A 19,585-nucleotide genomic window follows, 5' to 3' on the forward strand; every position below is an offset into this window, starting at 1 on the left:
TTTCATAGGAATGATAGAGGAAAGGAAGAGAACATATGCCGTATGAGCGAAATCGACTGCTAGCTTTACTGTTAAACTTCATCCCCGGTGTGGGGCATCTCTACTGGGGCAAAAAAGGAAGGGGAATCACGTACCCGATCCTGTTCTTCGGCGGGATATTTTTTGGATTCGCCGTTTCAATCACCGCGCATAGCGATGACCTCGCCATACTCACGCTGATCGCCGCCGCCATCTTATGGCTGTTCTCGATGTTTGATCTACTGATCATCATGCTTAGAGAAACGCCGGAGGAACGGGCTTACCGGGAGCATGTTCGGCAGATGACCGGCGAAGGAAGAGAGTCGGAGAAATTCTTTACCATTCTGCTGTCGTTTGTGCCAGGCTTGGGCCATTTTCAGCTGGGACTCATGCAGCGGGGGCTTTCATTTTTGATCGCCTTTTTCGGCTTGATCACGATGATGTTCTTTGTGACTGGAATTACGCATGAATCGGTATTTTTACTGTTCCTTGGTTTGTTGCCGATCATTTGGCTGTACAGCATGTTCGACGCAGTGCAGCTGGTGCACCGAAAATTGGCGGGGGAGCCGCTTGTTGACCGAACCCCCTTTGACGATTGGGAGGCCGGCCGAATTGAGGGGCGGCGCAGCAAGGTGCTGGCGACGATGCTGTCTGCATTTCCTGGGGCAGGTCAAATGTACCTCGGGCTGCAGAAACGCGGCCTGCAGATGATGGCCCTGTTTCTGGGCAGCTTTTACGTCATTGACGTGCTGCGGTTATCGGTGTTTTTATTCATCATCCCGATCATCTGGTTCTATTGCTTCTTTGACGGCCTGCAGCAGACGAGCCGGTACGGTATCTTGCCGATGGAGGATCGGCCGCTCATGGAAACCCGCGGCGAATACCAGCATTGGCTTGGCATTGCGCTTATTCTGCTAGGAATCTATTTCGTTGGGATGGAACTGATCGTTCCGATACTGGATACCCATTTCCCTGAGCTTCACATCTATTCTCGAATTGAAAAATACCTCCGGCCCACGATCGTCGCCGTCCTGCTGATCGGCGGGGGAATCAAACTGCTCGCCCGGCCGAAACGGCGGAATATGCTTTGGAGCGACGAGGAAATCTAACACTTAGATGACGATATGAGAGGTGACAGCTTCACGGCTAAGCCTCTCTATTTTATTTCTGGGGGCGATATTTGCTACAATGCTGGGAGTGGGATTGCTAGAATAAGGAGAAACGTTATGTTCAAAATCTATATTGCGGAAGACGACAAGCCGCTAGTAGAGCTGCTGGATGTCAACCTGCCGAAATACGACGGCTACTATTGTTGTCGCCAGATCCGCAACTTATCGACCTGTCCAATCGTGTTCTTGTCGGCACGTGAAGGGAAGATGGACCAGGTGATGGCAGCTGAAGGTCCGCGAGATCGGCGTTACACAGCATGTCGCCATCCCCGAGAATCTAACGATCACCGCCGGCGATCGGGAGGGTTCGTTCTCCGGGCTGGTGGTCAGTGATGCCTTGTTGGAACGGCGCATGGCGGCTTCGGCGGAGGAGGGCGGAGGGGTGCGTATGGACCGGTTCACCGGGTTTTACGTGGATGCTCCGGAGATCACCCGCGGTCTGGCGAACTTGCGCGGATCATTTCCCGCCAGGCGGGACTGTTGTTCTTCGTGCCGATGGCGCTGGCCATTATTCATAGCCTGTTTGCGTTTAAGGCCATGCAAAGCTTGTTTAACTTCTCTGTCGCTTGGCAGACGGTGTTGATCTTGGCTAGCTTTTTGCTGGTGCAAGTGGTCTACTTCTTCTTTATTCGGTCCCGATACTTACGCAACGTCAAAAAAGCGATTCGCTAAAATACTGGAGGTACAACGTGGAGAACTGGATTACAGACTTTATGGAGAGGTTTGGCTATTTTGGCGTCTTCCTGCTGATTGCCCTGGAAAACGTATTTCCCCCGATTCCGTCGGAGGTGATCTTAACATTTGGCGGATTTATGACCACCTATACGAGCTTAACGCCGGCAGGGGTTGTCGTCTTCTCGACGCTGGGTTCGGTGTTTGGCGCTGTGATCCTGTACGGGATCGGATATCTGGTGAACGTTGACCGATTGGAAGGGTGGATCGATCGTTACGGCAGGTTCTTGCGCCTGAAAAAAGAAGACGTCCGCCGCGCGGATGCCTGGTTTGATCGGTATGGCTATCGGACGGTGCTGTTCTGCCGGATGGTCCCGCTGATTCGCAGCTTGATCTCCATCCCTGCCGGCATGTCGAAAATGAAATTTGGCCTGTTCTTGCTGTTCACCACGATCGGGACGCTCATTTGGAACGTGGCGCTTGTCTTGCTTGGTGCAGCGGTAGGGGGTTCCTGGTCAGAAATCGTCGCCTTTATGGACGTGTATTCCCACATCGCCTATGCGGTTATTGCTTTAGGTGTGCTGTTGGTGGGCTTTCTCTGGCTGCGCCGGAGAAAAAAGGAGCAAAGCGGCAACATCAAAATAGAGAGATAAGGAGAAACCTAGGAAATGAACTTGTTGGAACTCATAAAAGCGATTATTCTTGGCCTGGTGGAGGGACTTACGGAGTTTGCGCCGGTGTCCTCCACAGGGCATATGATCATTGTGGATGATATGTGGCTGAAAACCGAGGAGCTGCTCGGTTCAAAGTATGTGGCGAACACGTTTAAAGTCGTGATCCAACTCGGCTCGATTTTGGCGGTCTTGGTCGTGTTCCGCAACCGATTTATCGATTTGCTGGGGCTGTCGCGCTGGATGCCGAAGGCCAAAGGGGAAGCGGCCAGACAGAGCGGACCGCGATTGAAGCTGATGCAGGTGATCGTAGGGTTGATTCCTGCCGGGATTCTTGGTGTGTTATTTGAGGATTTTATTGATGAGCATCTATTCTCCACCGCAACCGTGTTAATTGGCCTGGTGATCGGAGCGCTGCTGATGATCGCTGCCGACCGGTTTGCGCCCAAGCGCGCAAGCGTGGATACTGTTGACCAAATTACGTACAAGCAGGCGCTCGGCATTGGGTTGTTCCAATGTCTGTCGATCTGGCCGGGCTTCTCCCGTTCGGGTTCGACGATTTCCGGCGGGGTGCTGCTAGGTTTGAGCCACCGGGCCGCGGCTGACTTCACCTTTATCATGGCCGTTCCGATCATGGCCGGGGCCAGCTTGATCTCCCTGATGAAGAACCTGGAATATTTCACGATCGATGCACTGCCTTTCTTTGTTATTGGCTTTATCAGTGCCTTCGTGTTTGCATTGTTGGCGATCCGATTCTTCTTGAAGCTAATCGACCGCATCAAGCTGGTGCCGTTTGCGGTATATCGCATTTTGCTGGCGCTTGTGATCTGGGTGGTTTATTTCTAAATCATTGATGGAACAAAGAAGAGATGCTGCTATTCAAGCAGCATCTCTTTTTGCTTGCATGATCTTAGCCGCAAGCGCAGTTCAATACTGGCTTCCGGGCGGCGCCAGTTTCGTCCAGACGCGTCACCGGAGTGGTGTACGGAGCGTTCCGTAACATTTCCGGATTCGTTTCGGCTTCCTTGGCGATGGCGATCATCACGTCAATAAAGCCGTCCAGCGTTTCCTTGCTTTCGGTTTCCGTCGGCTCAATCATAATACATTCCTCTACGTTCAGCGGGAAGTAGATGGTTGGCGGATGATAGCCGAAATCGAGCAGCCGCTTGGCGACGTCCAGCGTGCGGATGCCGTACTTCGCCAGCCCGCTGCCGGACATCACGAATTCGTGCTTGCACAGTTGATCCGGGTACGGCAGCTCGTAATAAGGCGCTAAACGCTTCATCATATAGTTGGCGTTTAACACGGCATTTTCCGAGACTTGGCGGAGTCCATCGGGACCTAAGCTGCGGATGTACGCATACGCGCGGACGAGGATACCAAAGTTGCCGTAAAAAGCTTTCACCCGGCCAATCGAGCTGGCCGATCCGCTCGTGGCGCCACCTGCTGCCTCTTCGGAACGTGCGCCGCGGATGGTATACCGTCCGGATTCGTCTTTGACGATCCTCGGTTCAGGCAGAAACGGAATCAGCCGCTCCTTGACGCCAACTGGACCGGCGCCCGGACCACCGCCGCCATGCGGGGTGCTCATCGTTTTGTGCAGGTTGAGGTGCACCACGTCAAAGCCCATATCGCCGGGGCGGGCGATCCCCATGATGGCGTTGGAGTTCGCGCCGTCATAATACAGCAATCCGCCGGCTTCGTGCACGATGTCGGCGATCTCCAGGATCTGTTCCTCGAACAAGCCCAGCGTGTTCGGGTTGGTGAGCATCAGCGCAGCCGTGTCCTCGCCAACGGCAGCGCGCAGCGCGTCCAGGTCCACCATGCCGCGCTTGGTGGAAGGGATGGTCACCGTCTCGAAGCCGGCGACCGAGGCGCTGGCCGGGTTCGTGCCGTGCGAAGAGTCCGGCACGATCACCTTGGTGCGTTTCTCGCCGCGGCTTTCGTGGTAGGCGCGGATCATCATCAAGCCGGTCCATTCACCATGGGCTCCAGCCGCCGGCTGCAGCGTCACCGCGTCCATGCCGGTGAGTCCGGCCAAATCCTGCTGCAGGCGGTACATCAGCTCGAGTGCCCCTTGTACGCTTTCCTCCGGCTGGTAAGGATGGATTTTCGCCAAACCGGGGTAACGCGCGACGTCCTCATTGACCTTCGGATTGTACTTCATCGTACAGGAGCCCAGCGGATAAAAGCCGTTGTCCACCCCGAAATTCCGGCGGGACAACGCGGTATAATGCCGAATCACGTCCACCTCGTAAACTTCGGGAAAAGCGAGGCCTTCGCTCCGCAGCATGCCCTGCGGCACGAGATCTTCCTTCGGGACGGTCGGAACGTCGCATTCCGGCAGAGAATAGCCGATCCGCCCAGGGCGGCTGCGCTCAAAAATCAACAGTTCATCGGATTTCGTCGTCTCTTTTATTTCGAGCATATTGATTCCTCCAGTACGCGGGCGAATTGGTCAATTTCTGCTTTGCTGCGCTTCTCCGTCACGGCGATCAGCAGATGGCCGGCGAGTTCGGGATAGCTGCGTCCCAGATCGTACCCGCCGATAAACCCGGCGGCAAGCAGATCCCGCTGCAACTGAGCCGGGTCGGTGCCCTCCGGCAGCCGAAGCACAAACTCGTTGAAGAACGGCGACTCAAAAGCGGCGCTTACGCCAGGAATGGCGGTGAACACCTGTTTGGCATAATGGCTTTTCTGCAAATTCAGCTCCGCAACTTCGGCCATTCCTTGCTTGCCCATCATGGATAAGTAGACAGAGGCAGCCAAGGCAAGCAGGGCCTGGTTGGAGCAGATGTTGGAGGTTGCTTTCTCGCGGCGGATATGCTGCTCACGGGCTTGCAGTGTCAAGACGAACCCGCGCTTGCCGTTGCGATCGGTGGTCTGCCCGACGATCCGGCCGGGGATCCGGCGCATATGCGCTTCCGATACGGCGAAGAAACCGCAGGTTGGTCCGCCGAAGGAAGGAGCCAGCCCCAGCGGCTGGGCGTCGCCAACGACGATGTCGGCTCCAAGCTTGCCCGGCGCTTCCAGCAAGCCAAGTGCGAGCGGATTACTGCTGACGATCAGCAAGCTCCCTTGGGCATGGGCCAGTTCGCCGATGGCACGAAGATCCTCCAGGGAGCCAAAGAAGTTCGGGTTCTGGATCAAGACGGCAGCGGTGTCCTTGGTGACGGCCGCAGCAAGCGCCTCACGATCAATTACGCCTTGCTCCCAGCCGACCTCAACGATCTCCAGATTCAGACCGTGAGCGTAGGTGGCGAGCACCTCGCGTGCTTCCGGATGGACGGTGCGGGAGACGATAAGCTGTTTGCGTCTGGTGGCAGCCGCGGCCAGGTTGCCGGCTTCGGCTAAAGCGGTAGCTCCGTCGTACATGCTGGCATTGGCGACCTTCAGTCCGGTCAGCTCGCAGATGTACGACTGGAATTCGAAAATCGCCTGCAGCTCGCCTTGGCTAATTTCCGGCTGATACGGCGTGTACGCGGTATAAAATTCCGAACGGGACACGACGTGCTGAATGACGGAAGGAATGTGATGGTCATAAATCCCGGCACCAAGAAAGCTGGTGAATCGGTCGGTGTCGGCATTACGACCGGCAAGTTCTGCTAAGTGGCGGGTCAGCGCGTATTCGTCTAAACGAGGGGATACCGGGAGTTCACCTTGAATGCGAATGCTCTCCGGAATGTCCTTGAACAGCTCTTGGACGGAGCTTGCGCCGATCGTTTGCAGCATTTCCGCTTGGTCTTGTTCGGTTAACGGCAAATAACGATGTTTTAGCATCTGATTTCGTGTTCTCCTTTCACCGCTTGGCGGCAGGGTTTCGGCGATAGAACGGCAGCGGGACGACCTTGGCCTTCAGCCGCTTGCCGCGGATGTCGACCTCCACAATCGTGCCGGGTTTGGTATAGCGGTTGGTGAGGATCGCCATCCCGAGGTTTTTTTTCAGGGTAGGCGATTGCGTGCCTGTCGTGACTTCTCCGATCGGTTCCTCAGAGCCTTCGGCAAACACCGGGTAATGCGTACGCGGAATCCCGCGATCGATCATCTCCAGGCCGACGAGGCGGCGAGGGATGCCTTCATCCCGTTGTTTGATCAATGCATCGCGGCCGATGAAGTCGCCTTGCTCCAGCTTCACGAATCGGTTTAAGCCCACTTCGAGCGGGGTGATCTCAGGTCCCAATTCCTGGCCGTACAGAGGCAGGCAAGCTTCGAAGCGCAGCGTATCTCTAGCGCCCAGCCCGGCCGGGAGAAGGCCATGGCTCTCCCCGGCCTCCATCAGTATGTCCCAAAGCGCTTGCGCTTGCTCGGCTGCTACATACAACTCAAATCCGTCCTCGCCGGTATACCCGGTTCTGGACAGCAAGGCAGGTATGCCGGCAATCCGCGCTTCCCGGATAAATGTGAACGGACGCAAGGCCACTGGATCCTCCCCTTCGCTAAGAGGGGAGAGGAGGGAGGCGGCCAGCGGCCCTTGAACGGCAAGCAACGCCGTCTCGTCGGAGGCGTTCCGCATGGTTACACCTTCAGCAGGAAGGTGCTGCTGCAGCCAGTCCCAGTCTTTTTCAATATTCGAGGCGTTGACCACCAGCATGTACTTGCCTTCATCCAGTTGATAGATCAACAGATCGTCCACCACGCCGCCATCGGGATAGCAGAGCAAGGTGTATTGGGCTTTCCCCGGCTGAAGCAGAGTCACGTCGTTGGTTGTCATGTGTTGCAAAAAGCGTTCCGACTCAGGGCCCTCCACGAAAAATTCGCCCATATGCGATACGTCAAACAGACCGGCGCGCTCGCGCACGGCTTCGTGCTCTTTCTGGATGCCGCTGAACTGCACCGGCAGCTCCCAACCGCCGAAATCGATACAGCGGACTCCTTCATAACGCGCATATCCGGGATAGAGCGGCGTACGCCGCAATGCGGATTCGGACATTGCCATCACCTCGTAAGGGCCGGATCGGCCAATTTTTGAGAACAGCAAAAAGGACAGGCCAAAGAAAACCCGCTAGCCTACCTAACGGTTCTTCCCGGCTCTGTCCCTTGTACCTGAGAGTTACCCTGTGCTAAGGCTCGAAGCTCGCGCAGGTTTCCCCTTGGGTGATTCACGTAGAGGATACCTCTACGTGAATGCTCTCCAGAGTTGCGTCCGGCAGAGGTCCTTTTGCCTGAGAGATTCACCGCTTCGCGGCTTGCTCCTTCGGCGTTACAATACGGTAATTGTAATCTCTCCCCCTGCCATCAACCGCAGCTTACACATCTCATTAATACTCAAAAACCGCCTAGATGTCAATAAAGTTATCATAATAATTTTAATTAAATTCGTTTACTGGAAAAGGCTACGCTTACATTTTGTTAGACTCTATCAAATGTGTTAATAATATTGACATGAGAGCTAGGTTTGGAATAATCTGAACGAGGGAAATACGAAGATAGATAATCCACAATGTGTAAGGTATGCTAGATCATCCGAAAGAGGAGGAGCAAGCTTTGGCTAGTGAGATCAGGGAAAACGTGTTGTACAGCGATGAGCATGAATGGGTGCTTGATTTGGGGGATGGGACGGTGAAGATCGGCATCTCCGACGTAGCCCAACATCGGCTGGGCGACATCGTGTTCGTGGAGCTGCCCGAACCGGGGCAGGAATTCGAAGCGCAGGAAGGCATCGGAACGATCGAATCCGTTAAGACGGTCGCCGATTTGTTTACGCCGGTCAGCGGGACTGTGCTGGCGGTGAACCGGGAGCTGGATACCGCGCCGGAGCTCGTGAATGAAGAGCCGTACGACGGGGGCTGGATGGTTCACATTCGTTTGAAGGAAGACGCAAACGTCGCGCTGGCGAATTTGATGGACGCGAAGGCGTATGCGGAATTTATCGAGAGATAAAGCAAGATTTCGGGCAAAGTAAGAAACTCGCGGTCAGCGTAATCGCGGAAGCCGCTGATGTTCGGTCAGCATAACTCCGCTATCGCTTGTCGCGAGTTGTTTTTTTAGGCATGATGCCCTTTGGGGGGCAACAGCAGGGAACGGTACAGCGCTTCAAACATAAACTCCAGCGCTTCCAGATGGCGCTTGGCCTTGGTGATGTTAGCCCCCCAGGCATAGATCCCGTGATTTTGCAGCAACAACGCGGGCACACTTGTATCCAGACTGCCCGGGATTTGCTTGAGGATGGCAGGGAGCTCGGCGGCGTTTGGCAGAATCGGCACTCGGATCTCCGCTTGCATCTCCCATATCTCTAGGCTTTTGAGCAGTTCGTTTCCCTTGAGTGGGACGCCGCCATCCGCTGCGAAATAGTCGCTGAGCACATTATTGAACGTCGTATGTACGTGCGCGATCGCGCCGCAGCCGGTCATCCGGTAGATTCTCGCGTGTATCGGTGCGTCGGCGCAAGGCTTGAGCCGCGTTGGCTCACAGGGCGCGCCGGCGGAATCGACGAACAGCACGCCTGCCGGAGGGGAGGGTGCCGCTGACAGCTCCGACTTATACGTCTCGTCGGCTGTTACGGCAAACACGAACCGGTCCGGCGTATACCGGCCGACCCTCATCGACAAGCTGCCGCTGGAAGCGGGGAACCAACCGCGGGCGGCGAACTCCTCCCACAGGCGTTGGATGGCGTCCAGCGCCGCTTGTTTTTCTTCCCATGGGATATCGACGTAGTTCATGCTGCCGTCCCCCTTTCATACTGGCCTTAAGTGCATTGCCGGCCATCGCTGCACCACACAGCTTCGCTGCTACAACAGCGCTTGTCTCACGGCTTCGCCCATTTCTTTCGAGCGTTCGGCAGCCCGGTGGACCGCAGCCTTTACGTTCGGCTGAAAGCTGCCGGCTTCCAGCACGCCGATCGCCGCTTGCGTCGAACCGTTTGGCGAGGTGATGTCCGCACGCAGCTTGGTAGGCGCTTCGCCGGTTTCCGACATCATGAGGGCAGCGCCCAGCACCGTTTGCACGGTAAGCTCGCGGGATTGCTCTGGTGTTAGCCCGCCTTCGATGCCCGCTTCAATCATCGCTTCCATCAGATAATAAACATATGCAGGTCCGCTCCCGGATACGCCCGTCAAAATTTCCATTTGTTCTTCCGGGATAACGCTAACCATTCCAACGGCTTCAAACATCGACAAGACTTGGGCGCGCTGCGCCTCGGTGGTCTCCGGAGAGAAGGAGATCCCGGTAGCTCCATGTCCGATGGAGCAGGAGGTGTTTGGCATCGTGCGAGCCACTGCGACCGGACTGCCAAGCAGGACTTGAATCGTCGCGATAGATAAGCCGGCGATCAGGGAGACGATCAACTGACCCTCGCGCAGAAGCGGTCCAAGTTCAGCCAAAGCTTCGCCGGCGTCCTTCGGCTTCATCGCCAGGACGATAATCGATGCATCCCGCAAGTAGACCCGTTTCGCGTCCTCTTCAGCCGCTGTTTGTACCTGGTAGGTTTGCGCTAAATAATCGAGCCGTTCCCGGTTCGAGCGATTCAGCATCACAATTTGATCCGCGCCAGCAACTTGCTTATGGAGCAAGCCGCGTACGATCGCTTCAGCCATCGAACCCGCTCCATAGAAACAGATGGTGGAGGCGGACAAAGTGGGTATGGTATTCATAGCATATGACCTCCGGTTTTAATGGTGGAAAAAAAGGGGGACACCCCGTTACTGCCGGATTTGTCCGTTCCCCTGGATGATATATTTACTTGAGGTGAGCGCAGTTAGGCCCATCGGTCCGCGGGCATGCAGCTTTTGGGTACTGATGCCGATCTCTGCGCCGAACCCGAACTCGAAGCCGTCGGTGAAGCGGGTAGAGGCGTTGTGGTAAACCGCCGCAGCGTCCACTTCTTGCTGGAACCGTTCGGCATTCGCGCTGTCCTGGGTAACGATGCACTCGGAGTGCTTCGTGCCAAAGCGGGCGATATGCGCCATCGCTTCGTCCAGGTTGCGAACGATTTTAACGTTGAGAATATAGTCGTTGTACTCCGTGGCATAATCTTCATCCGTCGCTGGCGCAGCCCAAGAGATTAGCTGTCTTGCAGCCTCATCTCCCCGCAGCTCGACCCCGGCTTCCTTGAAACGGTTCGCCAGCTCGAGCAAATGTTGTTCAGCGAATGCCTCATGCACCAGCAGCGTTTCCATCGAGTTGCAGACCGACGGGCGCTGAACTTTGGCATTCATAGCGATCTCCGTCGCCATCACGGGATCGGCCGAGGCATCCAAGTACGTATGGCAGATGCCGGCGCCCGTCTCAATGACCGGGACCGTGGCGTTTTGCACGACCGTTTGAATCAGAGAGCTGCCGCCGCGCGGAATCACGACGTCCAGCAATCCGTTTAGCTTTAGCATTTCGTCAACGGAGGAGCGGTTCGGATCCTCGATCAGCTGGACGGCATCGACCGGAACTTGAGTTCCCGCAAGTGCGCTATGGATGATCTCCACGATTTTTCGGTTGGAGGACAGCGCGGAGGAGCCGCCGCGCAGCACAACGGCGTTGCCTGTCTTCAGGCATAAGCCCATCGCATCCACTGTCACGTTTGGCCGCGCTTCATAGACGATCCCGATGACGCCAAGCGGGACGCGGCGTTTGATGATATGCAGCCCGTTCGGACGGTCGATCGTCTCCAGCACGTCGCCAACCGGGTCGGGCAACTCGGCGATTTGCCGCAGTCCTTCAGCGATCCCTTCAATGCGCTCATGGGTTAATGCCAGGCGATCCAGCATGGAGGAAGACGTCCCGTTGTCGCGTCCCCGCTGCAGATCCTCTTCATTCGCCGCGAGTATCGCGTCGCTATTGCGTACCAGCGCATCGGCGACTGCCAGCAGAGCTTCGTTTTTTTGCGCCGTTGTCAAACGATTTAGGACGGACACGGCCGTTCCGGCCAGCTTCGCTTTTTCTCTCACTTCACTCATTTAGGTATACCTCCTTAAAATCCAGTGAAAAAGGATGGGGTGATTATGCTTTTAGCGAAATCCATTCGTCCCGGTGGATGACCTCCAGACGATGGACGCTGTCCAACTTCTTGAAGACCTCGGTGCTGGGGAGCCCGAGGATGTGATGGAGCTGTTCTGCATCATAATTGACGATGCCCCGTCCCAGTACCTCGCCACCTGAGCTGACGACTTCTACGACGTCGCCGGTATGGAACTGTCCGCTGGCCTCTTTGACGCCGACCGGAAGCAGGCTTCGTCCACCGCGGATCAAAGCCTCCTCGGCACCGGCATCCACCGTCAGCGTCCCGATCGGGGTGGAGAAGAAGCCCAGCCATTGCTTCTTCCGCGGCAGCGAGGCACCATGAGCTTCGAAATAGGTGCCGTGCCCGTCGCCGCGCAAAGCGGCCAGCAGATCGCCAGGAGAGGCGACCTTTCCGACGAAGACCGGAACGCCTCCGAGCGAAGCGATTTTCGCGGCGTCGATTTTCGACCGCATGCCGCCCGTGCCGACGGATGAGCCGGCGCCGCCGGCGATGGCATAGATCTGGCTGGTGATTTCCGTGACCCGGCTGATGCGCTGGGCCTGCGGATCCAGGCGCGGATCCTTGGTGTACAGTCCGTCCATATCGGTCAAGATCAGCAGGTGATCGGCGTGAATCAGGTTGGCGACGAGGGCGGACAACGTATCGTTGTCGCCGAATTTCAACTCATCGAGCGAGACGGTGTCGTTCTCGTTAATAATCGGCAACACGTTTCGCTTCAGCAGTTCTTCGATCGCCATGCTGGCGTTACCCGTTCGCTTGCGGTTCTGAAAATCGGACCGGGTCAGCAGCACCTGGGCCGCGGTTACTCCGTGACGGGCCAGTTCTTCGCGATAAGCTTGCATCAGCAGCGCTTGACCAACGGCAGCCGAAGCCTGCTTCTCATACAGCAGCTTGGGCCGTTCGGGGTAGCCGATTTCGCGGAACCCGGCGGCCACCGCGCCGGAGGTCACAAGCAATGGCTGGTAACCGGCCTGAATCAGCCCGGCCAATTCGGATGCGTAATACGCAACCGCCTCCCGGTTTAATCCTCCTTCCGACGATGTCAGCGAACTGCTGCCAATTTTGACGACGATGCGTCGCAGCATGGGGATCACTCCTCAAACGATGAATAAAATAAAAAAAACTTTCGCCTTTGCATGCAAAGGACGAAAGTTTTGACTTCCGCGGTACCACCTTTATTGATGAGACGAGCTCATCCAACTTCAATGCCCGGTAACAGGGGCGCTGTCCGGCTTGTTCGGCCGGCCGCTCAGGGATAGGATTCGGAAAGGGCTAGCATGTAAATTCTTTCAGCCGGTGGAATTTACTCTCTGTCTCGCCGCGTGCTTTCGTACTGGTCCCGTCAATGCGTTTTCTCAAAAAAGTCCGTTTATGGTTCTCATTTAATGTAAGCATACCACGCGTCCCCTAGCATTGCAAAGGGAAAAGCGCCGAAATGGCGTAACCATCGCTTCCTCCACTCCCATTCGCGTCCGTCTTGCGAATCCGCAGGGTCGCCATTATGATGAGACTTAGTAAATCGAAGCGTACGAAAGGCGGTGTGGGATGCCGGTGAATTTGGAGTCAAACCATGTGCAAAACCAAGCCCAAAACCAAGATCCTTCTCGTTCTAACCGATGGCGGATCGCCCTGATTCAATGCGATATCGTCTTAGGGCAACCCGAAGTGAACCGGGCCAAGCTCGAGGCGGCGATGGATCGGGCAGCTCGCGCTGCGGAGAAGCCGGACGTCATCCTGCTGCCGGAGCTGTGGAATACGGGATACGCCTTGACGGAAATTGGCCGGTTGGCCGATCCAGAGGGCCAAAACAGCCGGGCATGGCTGGCTGCCTTCGCCCGGCGTCATGGGATCCATGTCATAGGCGGCTCGATTGCCGAAAATCGCAGCGGTCAGGTCTACAATACCATGCTGGTATTTAACCGCAGCGGTGAAGAGGTGGCTGCTTACTCTAAAATTCATCTGTTTCGACTGATGGAAGAGGAGAAGTATTTGCAACCGGGGGAACGGAGCGTAACGTTTGAATTGGATGGCTTGCCGGCTGGGGCAGAGATCTGTTACGACATCCGCTTCCCGGAGCTGACCCGCAGCTTGGCGTTACGCGGAGCGAAGCTGCTGTTCGTGGCGGCGGAATGGCCGCTCCCGCGGCTCAACCACTGGCGCACGCTGCTCATCGCGCGGGCGATCGAAAACCAAATGTATGTCATCGCCTGCAACCGGACAGGGAAGGGCGGCGGCGATGAATTTTTCGGCCACTCGATGATCATCGACCCCTGGGGCGAGATTGTGGCCGAGGGCGGTGAAGCGGAGGAAATTGTCACCGGCAGCATTGACTTGACGTTGGTTGATCAAGTCCGCCGCCGTATTCCCGTCTTCGATGACCGCCGTCCGCTGGCTTACGATTGATGAAGCGTTTGGCGTTCCTCCATCGTCTTTTTAAACGTCTCAATAAAAGCCTCCGCTGCCTTGGACAGATAACGTCCTTTGCGGTAGGCGATGACCAGCGTCCGGCTTGGGGCCGGAGCGGCGAGAGGCAAATACGCCGGGATCAACTCGCTGCGTTTCGCCCGGGCGATAAACCGCGGCACCAGCGTAATGCCCATCCCGGCGGCAACCAGCGACTGCACCGTTTCGATATTGTTGCTTTCAAAGACGACGTTGGGCTCGAACCCGGCCTCCCGGCATAAGTCGGCGGTCATTTTGCGGAATCCCTGGCCTTTTTTGAGCACGATAAACGGTTCATTTTCCAGTTGCTTCATCTCAACGCCCTGCTCCAACACCCCGGGCGTTTTCGTCAGCGGATGGTCCGGGGGAACCGCCAGATCGATGATCTCTTCGCCAATCGGTTCGTAGGAGAGCGTTGGCTCCAGCAACGGCAGCGACAGGAGGCTGAGATCCGTGCCGCCTTCGGCCGTCAGTTTCTCCAGGTTCAAGGATGTATCTTCCAACAGAGTCACTTGAATGTTCGGGTAGCTCGCTTTAAACGCCGGGAGCACGTAAGGGAGCAGGTGAGAGCCGGTAATCGGCATGCTGCCGACCACAACGCGGCCTGCTCTGAGCTGAGAGATGTCGTCCATTTCCTGACGGAGCTGGGCAACGGCGTCCATGATTTTTTGCGCGTGCGCGATAAAGCTGGCGCCGGCGTAGGTTAGCTCAACAGTACTCGTATTGCGTTGGAACAGCTTCACCCCGAGCTCCTGTTCCAGCTTGGACAGCTGCTGGCTTAGTGACGGCTGGGCGATATGAAGCTTGTCGGCGGCCCGGGAGAAGTTTTTTTCCTCGGCGATTTTTAACGTGTATAGAAGTTGACGAAGTTCCATAGAAATAACCCCTTTGGTTCTTTAAGAAATAACCCTTCTTTATCTTATAAGTATAACCTATAAGTCCACTATATCATATAGATGTTTGTATTGGTATGTGACTTGCCTTTATAATAAGAGACAAACATCAAGAGTGTGGAGGTTTTTCGCTTGAAACGGAAAACATGGTGGAAAGAACTCGGCGGATGGGGCTTCTCCATCGTCCTAGGCTTTGTACTTAGCATGATTATCGGCATTTTTATCATTCAACCTTATAAAGTTGACGGTCATTCGATGGAACCAACCTTAACGGACAATCAACGCATTTACGCTTGGAAATTTACGCATGTGCTGGAGAAACTGCCGGCTTATGGCGACATCGTCATTATCGACAGCCGGGTAGACCGGAACCGTACGTTCTGGGACGACGTGAAGGAGCATCCGATCATTACCTGGCTTTCCGGCAGGGAAGAGGACGATGTTTTTTACGTCAAACGCGTGATCGGCTTGCCCGGTGACACGATTGAAGTGAAGGACGGACACGTGTTCCGCAATGGACAACAACTGGAGGAACCCTACATCAAGGAGCAGATGGATCCAAGCGCGGCGCAGGTATGGCATGTGCCGGAGAACCACGTATTTGTGATGGGGGATAACCGGAACAACAGCAACGACAGCCGCAGCATCGGGCCGGTGCCGCTTGATCATGTGATGGGGATCGATTCGTTTTAGAAGCAGAGGTAATGGAGCAATCCGAAGCCGGGAAGTTTCTCGGACGGGTTGCTCTTTTTTTATTGGGGATGAGGTATAGGTTTTGTCTATCAACTATATTGTTTTCTAGTCTTGGACGATGGCTTTATCCGGCCGTTAAAATAGGAGGCAATTCAAAGAAGGGGGTGCTGTTATGCTCCAATCGGTTGGATCGACGCTGCTAGGCGTCCTGGTGCCGCTTGCAGTTCCGGTTGCCGCCGGGGCATTGCTGGCCCGGTTTCGCGCCTGGGACACGAAGCCGCTGCTCACGTTGTATTTGTACGTGCTGAGCCCGGCTATCATCTTCGACACGTTGCGAAATGCTCATATATCCTCGGATGAGCTGTACAGCACGATCGGCTTCGCGCTCGTTAACCTGCTGCTCATGTGGGGCATTGCCCAAGCGATCGGGAAGATCGCCCGGCTGGATCCGGCGGAGCAAGCCGGCCTGACGCTGATCTCCACCTTAACGAATAGCGCCAATTACGGACTGCCGCTCGTGCTGCTGGCCTTTGGCCAACTGGGTTTGGATAAAGCTTCCGTATACGTCATCACACAAATGATCATTGTAAATACGGCAGGAGTTTATTTCGCGGCACGTTCCCAGTTTTCTGTCCAAAACGCAGTAAAATCGGTGTTTACCCTGCCGGCGGTGTATGCGGCGGCGCTGGCCGTGTTTCTAAAATGCTTTGGGCTTCACCTGACCGCCGGGCTGGAGCAAGGTATTGCCATGGTCGCGGACGCTTATTCACCGGTGGTGCTGACGATCTTAGGCGCACAAATGATGAAGGTTGGGCGGCCGGAGGCGAAGCAGGTAAGGCCAGCCGCATTTTGGACGGGCACGGCGATCCGTTTGTTATTGGCACCGTTTGTGGCTCTTGCGGCATTAAAGCTGCTGGGCATTTCGGGCCTGCTGTTTTCCGTCCTGTTCATTCAAGCCTGTATGCCGGTTGCGGTTAATGCCGTTGTGCTGGCCGAGCGGTTTGATGCCGCTCCTGGTCTAGTGTCCAAATGTATCGTATGGACGACCCTCGCTTCCTTTTTGACGCTGCCGGCGTTGATCGTGCTCGTCCAGTAATGACCGGATCGGGCGGCATTGGGCCTGATCCTCGTGATCACTGGAGTGAATTTGGTATGGTATCAGGATTGGGAGTTGGTATTTTTCCTAATCCTCGTCGTGTTTTATGCGCTGTTCCGTTTGATTTTGCCGAAGCCGCTGTGGCCTGCACTCCTGACGCTGCTTATTACGGCGGTCCTTTTCATACACTACGGCGCCTTGAACCTAACGGGTATCATCAGCTACATCTCCCTTGCGATCCTGCTGTACTCCGTCATTCGCCGGCGCATGCTGCGTCAAGAAATGCATGAGCAAAATCTCCGCCTATATGGCAGAGCTGCGGAAGGCGTATGATGAACTGCAGGAGGCTTCCGTGACGTCCATGCGTTTTGCGGTCTTGGAGGAACGTACGCGCATCGCGAGGGACATCCATGATTCTGTATAGGTCATAGTCTCACGTCCTTGATCGTCCAGCTCCAAGCGCTGCGGTTCATGGTCCGGCAGGATACCGGACGAGCGGAGCAAACGATCGATGAGATGTTGGTCGTAGCGCGCCAGGGGCTTCAAGACATCAGCAACTCCGTCCATGCGCTGGCTGATGACGCCTCGTTCTCCGGCAAAACGGCCTTAAACGCCCTGTTGTCACGGTGGAAGCCTCATCCGGAATTCGTTGCGTGATGCAAGACGAGCTGCCAGACGGGGATCTGGGAGACAAAGTATAGCAGGAGCCAAACCACCAGTATACGGAAGGAAAGGAGGAGCCCCATGACAGAATCATACCGGATTAAAGTGATGCTCGCCGACGATCAGAACATGATTCGTCAAGGCTTTGGCGATATTCTCAGCTTGCAGCCCGATCTGCAGTTGGTTGGTGAAGCGGGAAATGGGAACGATGCGGTCAAAATGGCTGAGGAACTGCGTCCGGATGTCATTCTGATGGATGTACAGATGCCGTTCATGGACGGTATCGAAGCGACAAAGCGGATCATGAAGCAGCAAGCAGGGGTTAAAATCGTTATTTTGACGACGTTTAAAAGACGCGGAAGCAAGCGACATGATCGAAGCGATCCGTGCCGCCTTATCGCGGGGAAGCCATCTATAAGACGAAACTCGCCTCCGGCGCCCTGCAGGAAGCGATTGCCAACGCATCGCCGTCCGCTCCTCACAACGTGCAGGCAGTAAAGCTGCTGGAACTGTTGACCGAGCGCGAACGGGAGATTCTCCAGGAGATGGCCTACGGGCTTCGTAATGAGCAAATTGCGGCCAAGTTGTTTATTACCGAAGGAACGGTAAAATCTCATGTCCACCGAATCTTGCAGAAGTTCGGCTGCGAAGATCGGACACAGGTGGTTGTGATGGCGCTGCGGGGCGGATTGGTTCAATGACCGGACGCCTCTTTTTTGTGCCACTTATAAGTTAAACCTATTGCATTTATAGATATTATATCTTGGAACAATTAACACGATCATGTTATATTGGATTCAACATTCAAGGCCGGAGGGAGCAGCAATCTGCACTTTTGCCTTGATCACGTGTACGAATCCTTCTGTGGGGTGATTGATCATGAGCAGCAAAAAGACAATGTACGAGAAAATTTGGGATAACCACGTCATCTATCAAGAGGAAGGCAAGCCGAGCATTCTCTATATCGATTTGCACCTCGTTCACGAGGTGACTTCACCGCAGGCGTTTGAAGGTCTGCGCCTTAGCGGACGCAAGGTGCGGCGCCCGGAATTGACCTTCGCTACGATGGACCATAACGTTCCTACCAAAGACCGTTATAACATTACCGACCCGATCTCGAAGCAGCAGATCGATACGCTGGCCAAGAATTGCCGCGATTTTGGCATCACCTTGTACGACCTCGACACGATTGACCAGGGCGTCGTGCACGTTATGGGGCCGGAGCTGGGCCTGACGCATCCGGGCAAGACGATCGTTTGCGGCGACAGCCACACCTCCACGCACGGTGCGTTTGGTGCGCTTGCTTTCGGGATTGGTACGAGTGAGGTTGAGCACGTACTGGCAACTCAATGCTTGCAGCAGGCGAAAGCGAAAACGCTGGAAGTCCGTTTTGTCGGCAAACGTAAACCAGGGGTAACTGCAAAGGATATGATCCTCGGCGTTATCGCCAAGTATGGCACGGATTTTGCTACCGGCTATGTTATCGAGTATACGGGTGAAGCGATCCGGGAGCTGTCCATGGAAGAGCGGATGACGATCTGTAACATGTCGATCGAAGCTGGAGCAAGAGCAGGCTTGATTGCCCCGGACGAAACGACGTTTAATTACCTGCGGGGCCGCGAGCATGTGCCGCAGGGTGCAGCGTTCGATCAGGCGGTGGAGGAGTGGAAGAAGCTGGCTACCGATGAAGGTGCAACTTACGACCGTGTCGTCGAATTCGACGTGGATTCGCTGATTCCGCAAGTTACCTGGGGAACGAGCCCTGGGATGGGTACGGGGATCAACGGCGTGGTGCCGAACCCGGCCGACTTCGCAAATGAGAATGAACGGAAAGCCGCTGAGAAAGCGCTGGAATACATGGGCTTAACACCAGGTACACCGATGACGGATATCGCGATCGATTATGTCTTTATCGGTTCCTGTACGAACGGCCGGATCGAAGACCTGCGTGCAGCAGCGGAAATCGCTAAAGGCTACAAGGTTTCCGACAAAGTTACGGCGATCGTCGTTCCAGGCTCGGGCCGCGTGAAGCTGCAAGCGGAGAAAGAAGGTCTCGACAAAATCTTCAAAGAAGCGGGATTCGAATGGCGTGACGCAGGTTGCAGTATGTGTCTGGCCATGAACCCTGATGTCTTGCAGCCGGGTCAACGGTGCGCTTCGACCTCCAACCGTAACTTTGAAGGACGGCAAGGGCGCGGCGGCAGAACACATCTGGTTTCTCCAGCCATGGCGGCAGCAGCGGCGATCAAGGGTCATTTCGTCGACGTGCGTGAATGGGAAATCAAGAGTGAAGTCCTGAGCTAATCGAGGGAAAAGGG

Annotated in this window: 19 protein-coding genes, 2 pseudogenes and 1 riboswitch; of the genes and pseudogenes, 13 read left to right on the forward strand and 8 right to left on the reverse strand. The window is 55.5% G+C overall.

The features are described 5' to 3' along the window. Positions 1 to 35 precede the first annotated feature (35 nt). The 5 genes and pseudogenes from ACL02P_RS05040 (at position 36) to ACL02P_RS05060 (ending at position 3,376) form a co-directional block, all read left to right on the forward strand. Positions 36 to 1,127 (forward strand): hypothetical protein, encoded by a 1,092-nt coding sequence (locus ACL02P_RS05040; protein ID WP_412836895.1) that lies wholly within the window; start codon positions 36 to 38, stop codon positions 1,125 to 1,127. Positions 1,128 to 1,244: 117 nt separating this feature from the next. Continuing rightward, positions 1,245 to 1,430: pseudogene (locus tag ACL02P_RS05045) on the forward strand (response regulator); the annotation flags it as partial. Positions 1,431 to 1,676: 246 nt separating this feature from the next. Continuing rightward, the gene (locus tag ACL02P_RS05050) at positions 1,677 to 1,859 is read left to right on the forward strand and encodes an ABC transporter permease (protein ID WP_412837320.1); all 183 of its coding nucleotides are present in this window, start codon (positions 1,677 to 1,679) and stop codon (positions 1,857 to 1,859) included. Between the two features lie 17 nt (positions 1,860 to 1,876). Then, entirely contained in the window at positions 1,877 to 2,512 is a 636-nt protein-coding gene (locus tag ACL02P_RS05055; RefSeq protein WP_009225904.1) for a DedA family protein, read from the forward strand. A 15-nt stretch (positions 2,513 to 2,527) separates the two neighbouring features. Next, positions 2,528 to 3,376, forward strand: coding sequence for an undecaprenyl-diphosphate phosphatase (locus ACL02P_RS05060; RefSeq protein ID WP_412836896.1), 849 nt, complete (start codon positions 2,528 to 2,530; stop codon positions 3,374 to 3,376). Positions 3,377 to 3,440: 64 nt separating this feature from the next. Here the strand turns inward: ACL02P_RS05060 and gcvPB are convergent, their stop codons facing one another. The 3 genes from gcvPB to gcvT are packed head-to-tail and all read right to left on the reverse strand — an operon-like array spanning position 3,441 to position 7,460. Continuing rightward, positions 3,441 to 4,958, reverse strand: coding sequence for an aminomethyl-transferring glycine dehydrogenase subunit GcvPB (gcvPB, locus tag ACL02P_RS05065; protein WP_412836897.1), 1,518 nt, complete (start codon positions 4,956 to 4,958; stop codon positions 3,441 to 3,443). After that, positions 4,946 to 6,310 (reverse strand): aminomethyl-transferring glycine dehydrogenase subunit GcvPA, encoded by a 1,365-nt coding sequence (gene gcvPA / locus ACL02P_RS05070; RefSeq protein WP_036645866.1) that lies wholly within the window; start codon positions 6,308 to 6,310, stop codon positions 4,946 to 4,948. Before gcvPA ends, gcvPB begins: the two co-directional genes overlap by 13 nt. A 19-nt stretch (positions 6,311 to 6,329) precedes the next feature. Next, positions 6,330 to 7,460: a glycine cleavage system aminomethyltransferase GcvT gene (gcvT, locus tag ACL02P_RS05075; RefSeq protein WP_009225908.1), complete on the reverse strand. Its 1,131-nt coding sequence runs from the start codon at positions 7,458 to 7,460 to the stop codon at positions 6,330 to 6,332. 210 nt (positions 7,461 to 7,670) lie between these two features. After that, positions 7,671 to 7,769: riboswitch (glycine riboswitch) on the reverse strand. A 212-nt stretch (positions 7,770 to 7,981) separates the two neighbouring features. Between gcvT and gcvH the strand changes: the two genes are divergently transcribed. Beyond that, the gene (gene gcvH / locus ACL02P_RS05080; RefSeq protein WP_050769789.1) at positions 7,982 to 8,410 is read left to right on the forward strand and encodes a glycine cleavage system protein GcvH; all 429 of its coding nucleotides are present in this window, start codon (positions 7,982 to 7,984) and stop codon (positions 8,408 to 8,410) included. Between the two features lie 104 nt (positions 8,411 to 8,514). On the opposite strand, the gene mtnB is transcribed toward gcvH, so the two are convergent. The 4 genes from mtnB to proB all read right to left on the reverse strand — a co-directional run bounded on the left by mtnB (position 8,515) and on the right by proB (position 12,565). Continuing rightward, a complete protein-coding gene (gene mtnB / locus ACL02P_RS05085; protein ID WP_009225910.1) occupies positions 8,515 to 9,189 on the reverse strand; it encodes a methylthioribulose 1-phosphate dehydratase in 675 nt (224 codons plus the stop codon). Between the two features lie 69 nt (positions 9,190 to 9,258). Beyond that, positions 9,259 to 10,119: a pyrroline-5-carboxylate reductase gene (gene proC / locus ACL02P_RS05090; RefSeq protein ID WP_260070813.1), complete on the reverse strand. Its 861-nt coding sequence runs from the start codon at positions 10,117 to 10,119 to the stop codon at positions 9,259 to 9,261. A gap of 48 nt (positions 10,120 to 10,167) precedes the next feature. After that, positions 10,168 to 11,415, reverse strand: a complete 1,248-nt coding sequence (locus ACL02P_RS05095; RefSeq protein ID WP_009225912.1) for a glutamate-5-semialdehyde dehydrogenase — start codon at positions 11,413 to 11,415, stop codon at positions 10,168 to 10,170. Between the two features lie 43 nt (positions 11,416 to 11,458). Next, positions 11,459 to 12,565: a glutamate 5-kinase gene (gene proB / locus ACL02P_RS05100; protein WP_412836898.1), complete on the reverse strand. Its 1,107-nt coding sequence runs from the start codon at positions 12,563 to 12,565 to the stop codon at positions 11,459 to 11,461. 460 nt (positions 12,566 to 13,025) lie between these two features. On the opposite strand from proB, the gene ACL02P_RS05105 reads away from it, so the two are divergent. Next, positions 13,026 to 13,883 carry a carbon-nitrogen family hydrolase gene (locus ACL02P_RS05105; RefSeq protein WP_009225914.1) on the forward strand — a complete coding sequence of 286 codons (858 nt, stop codon included), beginning with the start codon at positions 13,026 to 13,028 and terminating at the stop codon, positions 13,881 to 13,883. On the opposite strand, the gene ACL02P_RS05110 is transcribed toward ACL02P_RS05105, so the two are convergent. After that, positions 13,874 to 14,797, reverse strand: coding sequence for a LysR family transcriptional regulator (locus ACL02P_RS05110; protein ID WP_009225915.1), 924 nt, complete (start codon positions 14,795 to 14,797; stop codon positions 13,874 to 13,876). The two genes, ACL02P_RS05105 and ACL02P_RS05110, sit on opposite strands and share 10 nt — an antisense overlap. A gap of 150 nt (positions 14,798 to 14,947) precedes the next feature. Here ACL02P_RS05110 and lepB point away from each other — a divergent pair, with 150 nt between their 5' ends. From lepB to leuC, 6 genes and pseudogenes are all read left to right on the forward strand, one after another. Continuing rightward, positions 14,948 to 15,508 carry a signal peptidase I gene (gene lepB / locus ACL02P_RS05115; RefSeq protein ID WP_260070815.1) on the forward strand — a complete coding sequence of 187 codons (561 nt, stop codon included), beginning with the start codon at positions 14,948 to 14,950 and terminating at the stop codon, positions 15,506 to 15,508. Positions 15,509 to 15,680: 172 nt separating this feature from the next. Continuing rightward, the gene (locus ACL02P_RS05120; protein WP_009225917.1) at positions 15,681 to 16,604 is read left to right on the forward strand and encodes an AEC family transporter; all 924 of its coding nucleotides are present in this window, start codon (positions 15,681 to 15,683) and stop codon (positions 16,602 to 16,604) included. Positions 16,605 to 16,649: 45 nt separating this feature from the next. After that, positions 16,650 to 16,937 carry a hypothetical protein gene (locus ACL02P_RS05125; protein ID WP_412836899.1) on the forward strand — a complete coding sequence of 96 codons (288 nt, stop codon included), beginning with the start codon at positions 16,650 to 16,652 and terminating at the stop codon, positions 16,935 to 16,937. A gap of 87 nt (positions 16,938 to 17,024) precedes the next feature. Next, complete coding sequence (locus tag ACL02P_RS05130; protein WP_412837321.1) at positions 17,025 to 17,261, forward strand: histidine kinase dimerization/phosphoacceptor domain-containing protein; 237 nt, start codon at positions 17,025 to 17,027, stop codon at positions 17,259 to 17,261. Between the two features lie 87 nt (positions 17,262 to 17,348). Beyond that, positions 17,349 to 17,968, forward strand: a pseudogene (locus ACL02P_RS05135) (LuxR C-terminal-related transcriptional regulator). 178 nt (positions 17,969 to 18,146) lie between these two features. Then, positions 18,147 to 19,571 (forward strand): 3-isopropylmalate dehydratase large subunit, encoded by a 1,425-nt coding sequence (gene leuC / locus ACL02P_RS05140; protein ID WP_036645872.1) that lies wholly within the window; start codon positions 18,147 to 18,149, stop codon positions 19,569 to 19,571. Positions 19,572 to 19,585: the final 14 nt, after the last annotated feature.

The organism is Paenibacillus sp. MB22_1 (assembly GCF_047200555.1).
GTDB classification, from domain to species: domain Bacteria; phylum Bacillota; class Bacilli; order Paenibacillales; family Paenibacillaceae; genus Fontibacillus; species Fontibacillus phoenicis.

Coding starts and splice junctions, on each gene's coding strand:
- ACL02P_RS05040 (WP_412836895.1), top strand. CDS start 36: ATGCCGTATGAGCGAAATCGACTGCTAGCTTTACTGTTAAACTTCATC.
- ACL02P_RS05060 (WP_412836896.1), top strand. CDS start 2,528: ATGAACTTGTTGGAACTCATAAAAGCGATTATTCTTGGCCTGGTGGAG.
- gcvPB (WP_412836897.1), bottom strand. CDS start 4,958: ATGCTCGAAATAAAAGAGACGACGAAATCCGATGAACTGTTGATTTTT.
- gcvPA (WP_036645866.1), bottom strand. CDS start 6,310: ATGCTAAAACATCGTTATTTGCCGTTAACCGAACAAGACCAAGCGGAA.
- gcvT (WP_009225908.1), bottom strand. CDS start 7,460: ATGTCCGAATCCGCATTGCGGCGTACGCCGCTCTATCCCGGATATGCG.
- gcvH (WP_050769789.1), top strand. CDS start 7,982: ATGCTAGATCATCCGAAAGAGGAGGAGCAAGCTTTGGCTAGTGAGATC.
- mtnB (WP_009225910.1), bottom strand. CDS start 9,189: ATGAACTACGTCGATATCCCATGGGAAGAAAAACAAGCGGCGCTGGAC.
- proC (WP_260070813.1), bottom strand. CDS start 10,119: ATGAATACCATACCCACTTTGTCCGCCTCCACCATCTGTTTCTATGGA.
- ACL02P_RS05095 (WP_009225912.1), bottom strand. CDS start 11,415: ATGAGTGAAGTGAGAGAAAAAGCGAAGCTGGCCGGAACGGCCGTGTCC.
- proB (WP_412836898.1), bottom strand. CDS start 12,565: ATGCTGCGACGCATCGTCGTCAAAATTGGCAGCAGTTCGCTGACATCG.
- ACL02P_RS05105 (WP_009225914.1), top strand. CDS start 13,026: ATGCCGGTGAATTTGGAGTCAAACCATGTGCAAAACCAAGCCCAAAAC.
- ACL02P_RS05110 (WP_009225915.1), bottom strand. CDS start 14,797: ATGGAACTTCGTCAACTTCTATACACGTTAAAAATCGCCGAGGAAAAA.
- ACL02P_RS05120 (WP_009225917.1), top strand. CDS start 15,681: ATGCTCCAATCGGTTGGATCGACGCTGCTAGGCGTCCTGGTGCCGCTT.
- leuC (WP_036645872.1), top strand. CDS start 18,147: ATGAGCAGCAAAAAGACAATGTACGAGAAAATTTGGGATAACCACGTC.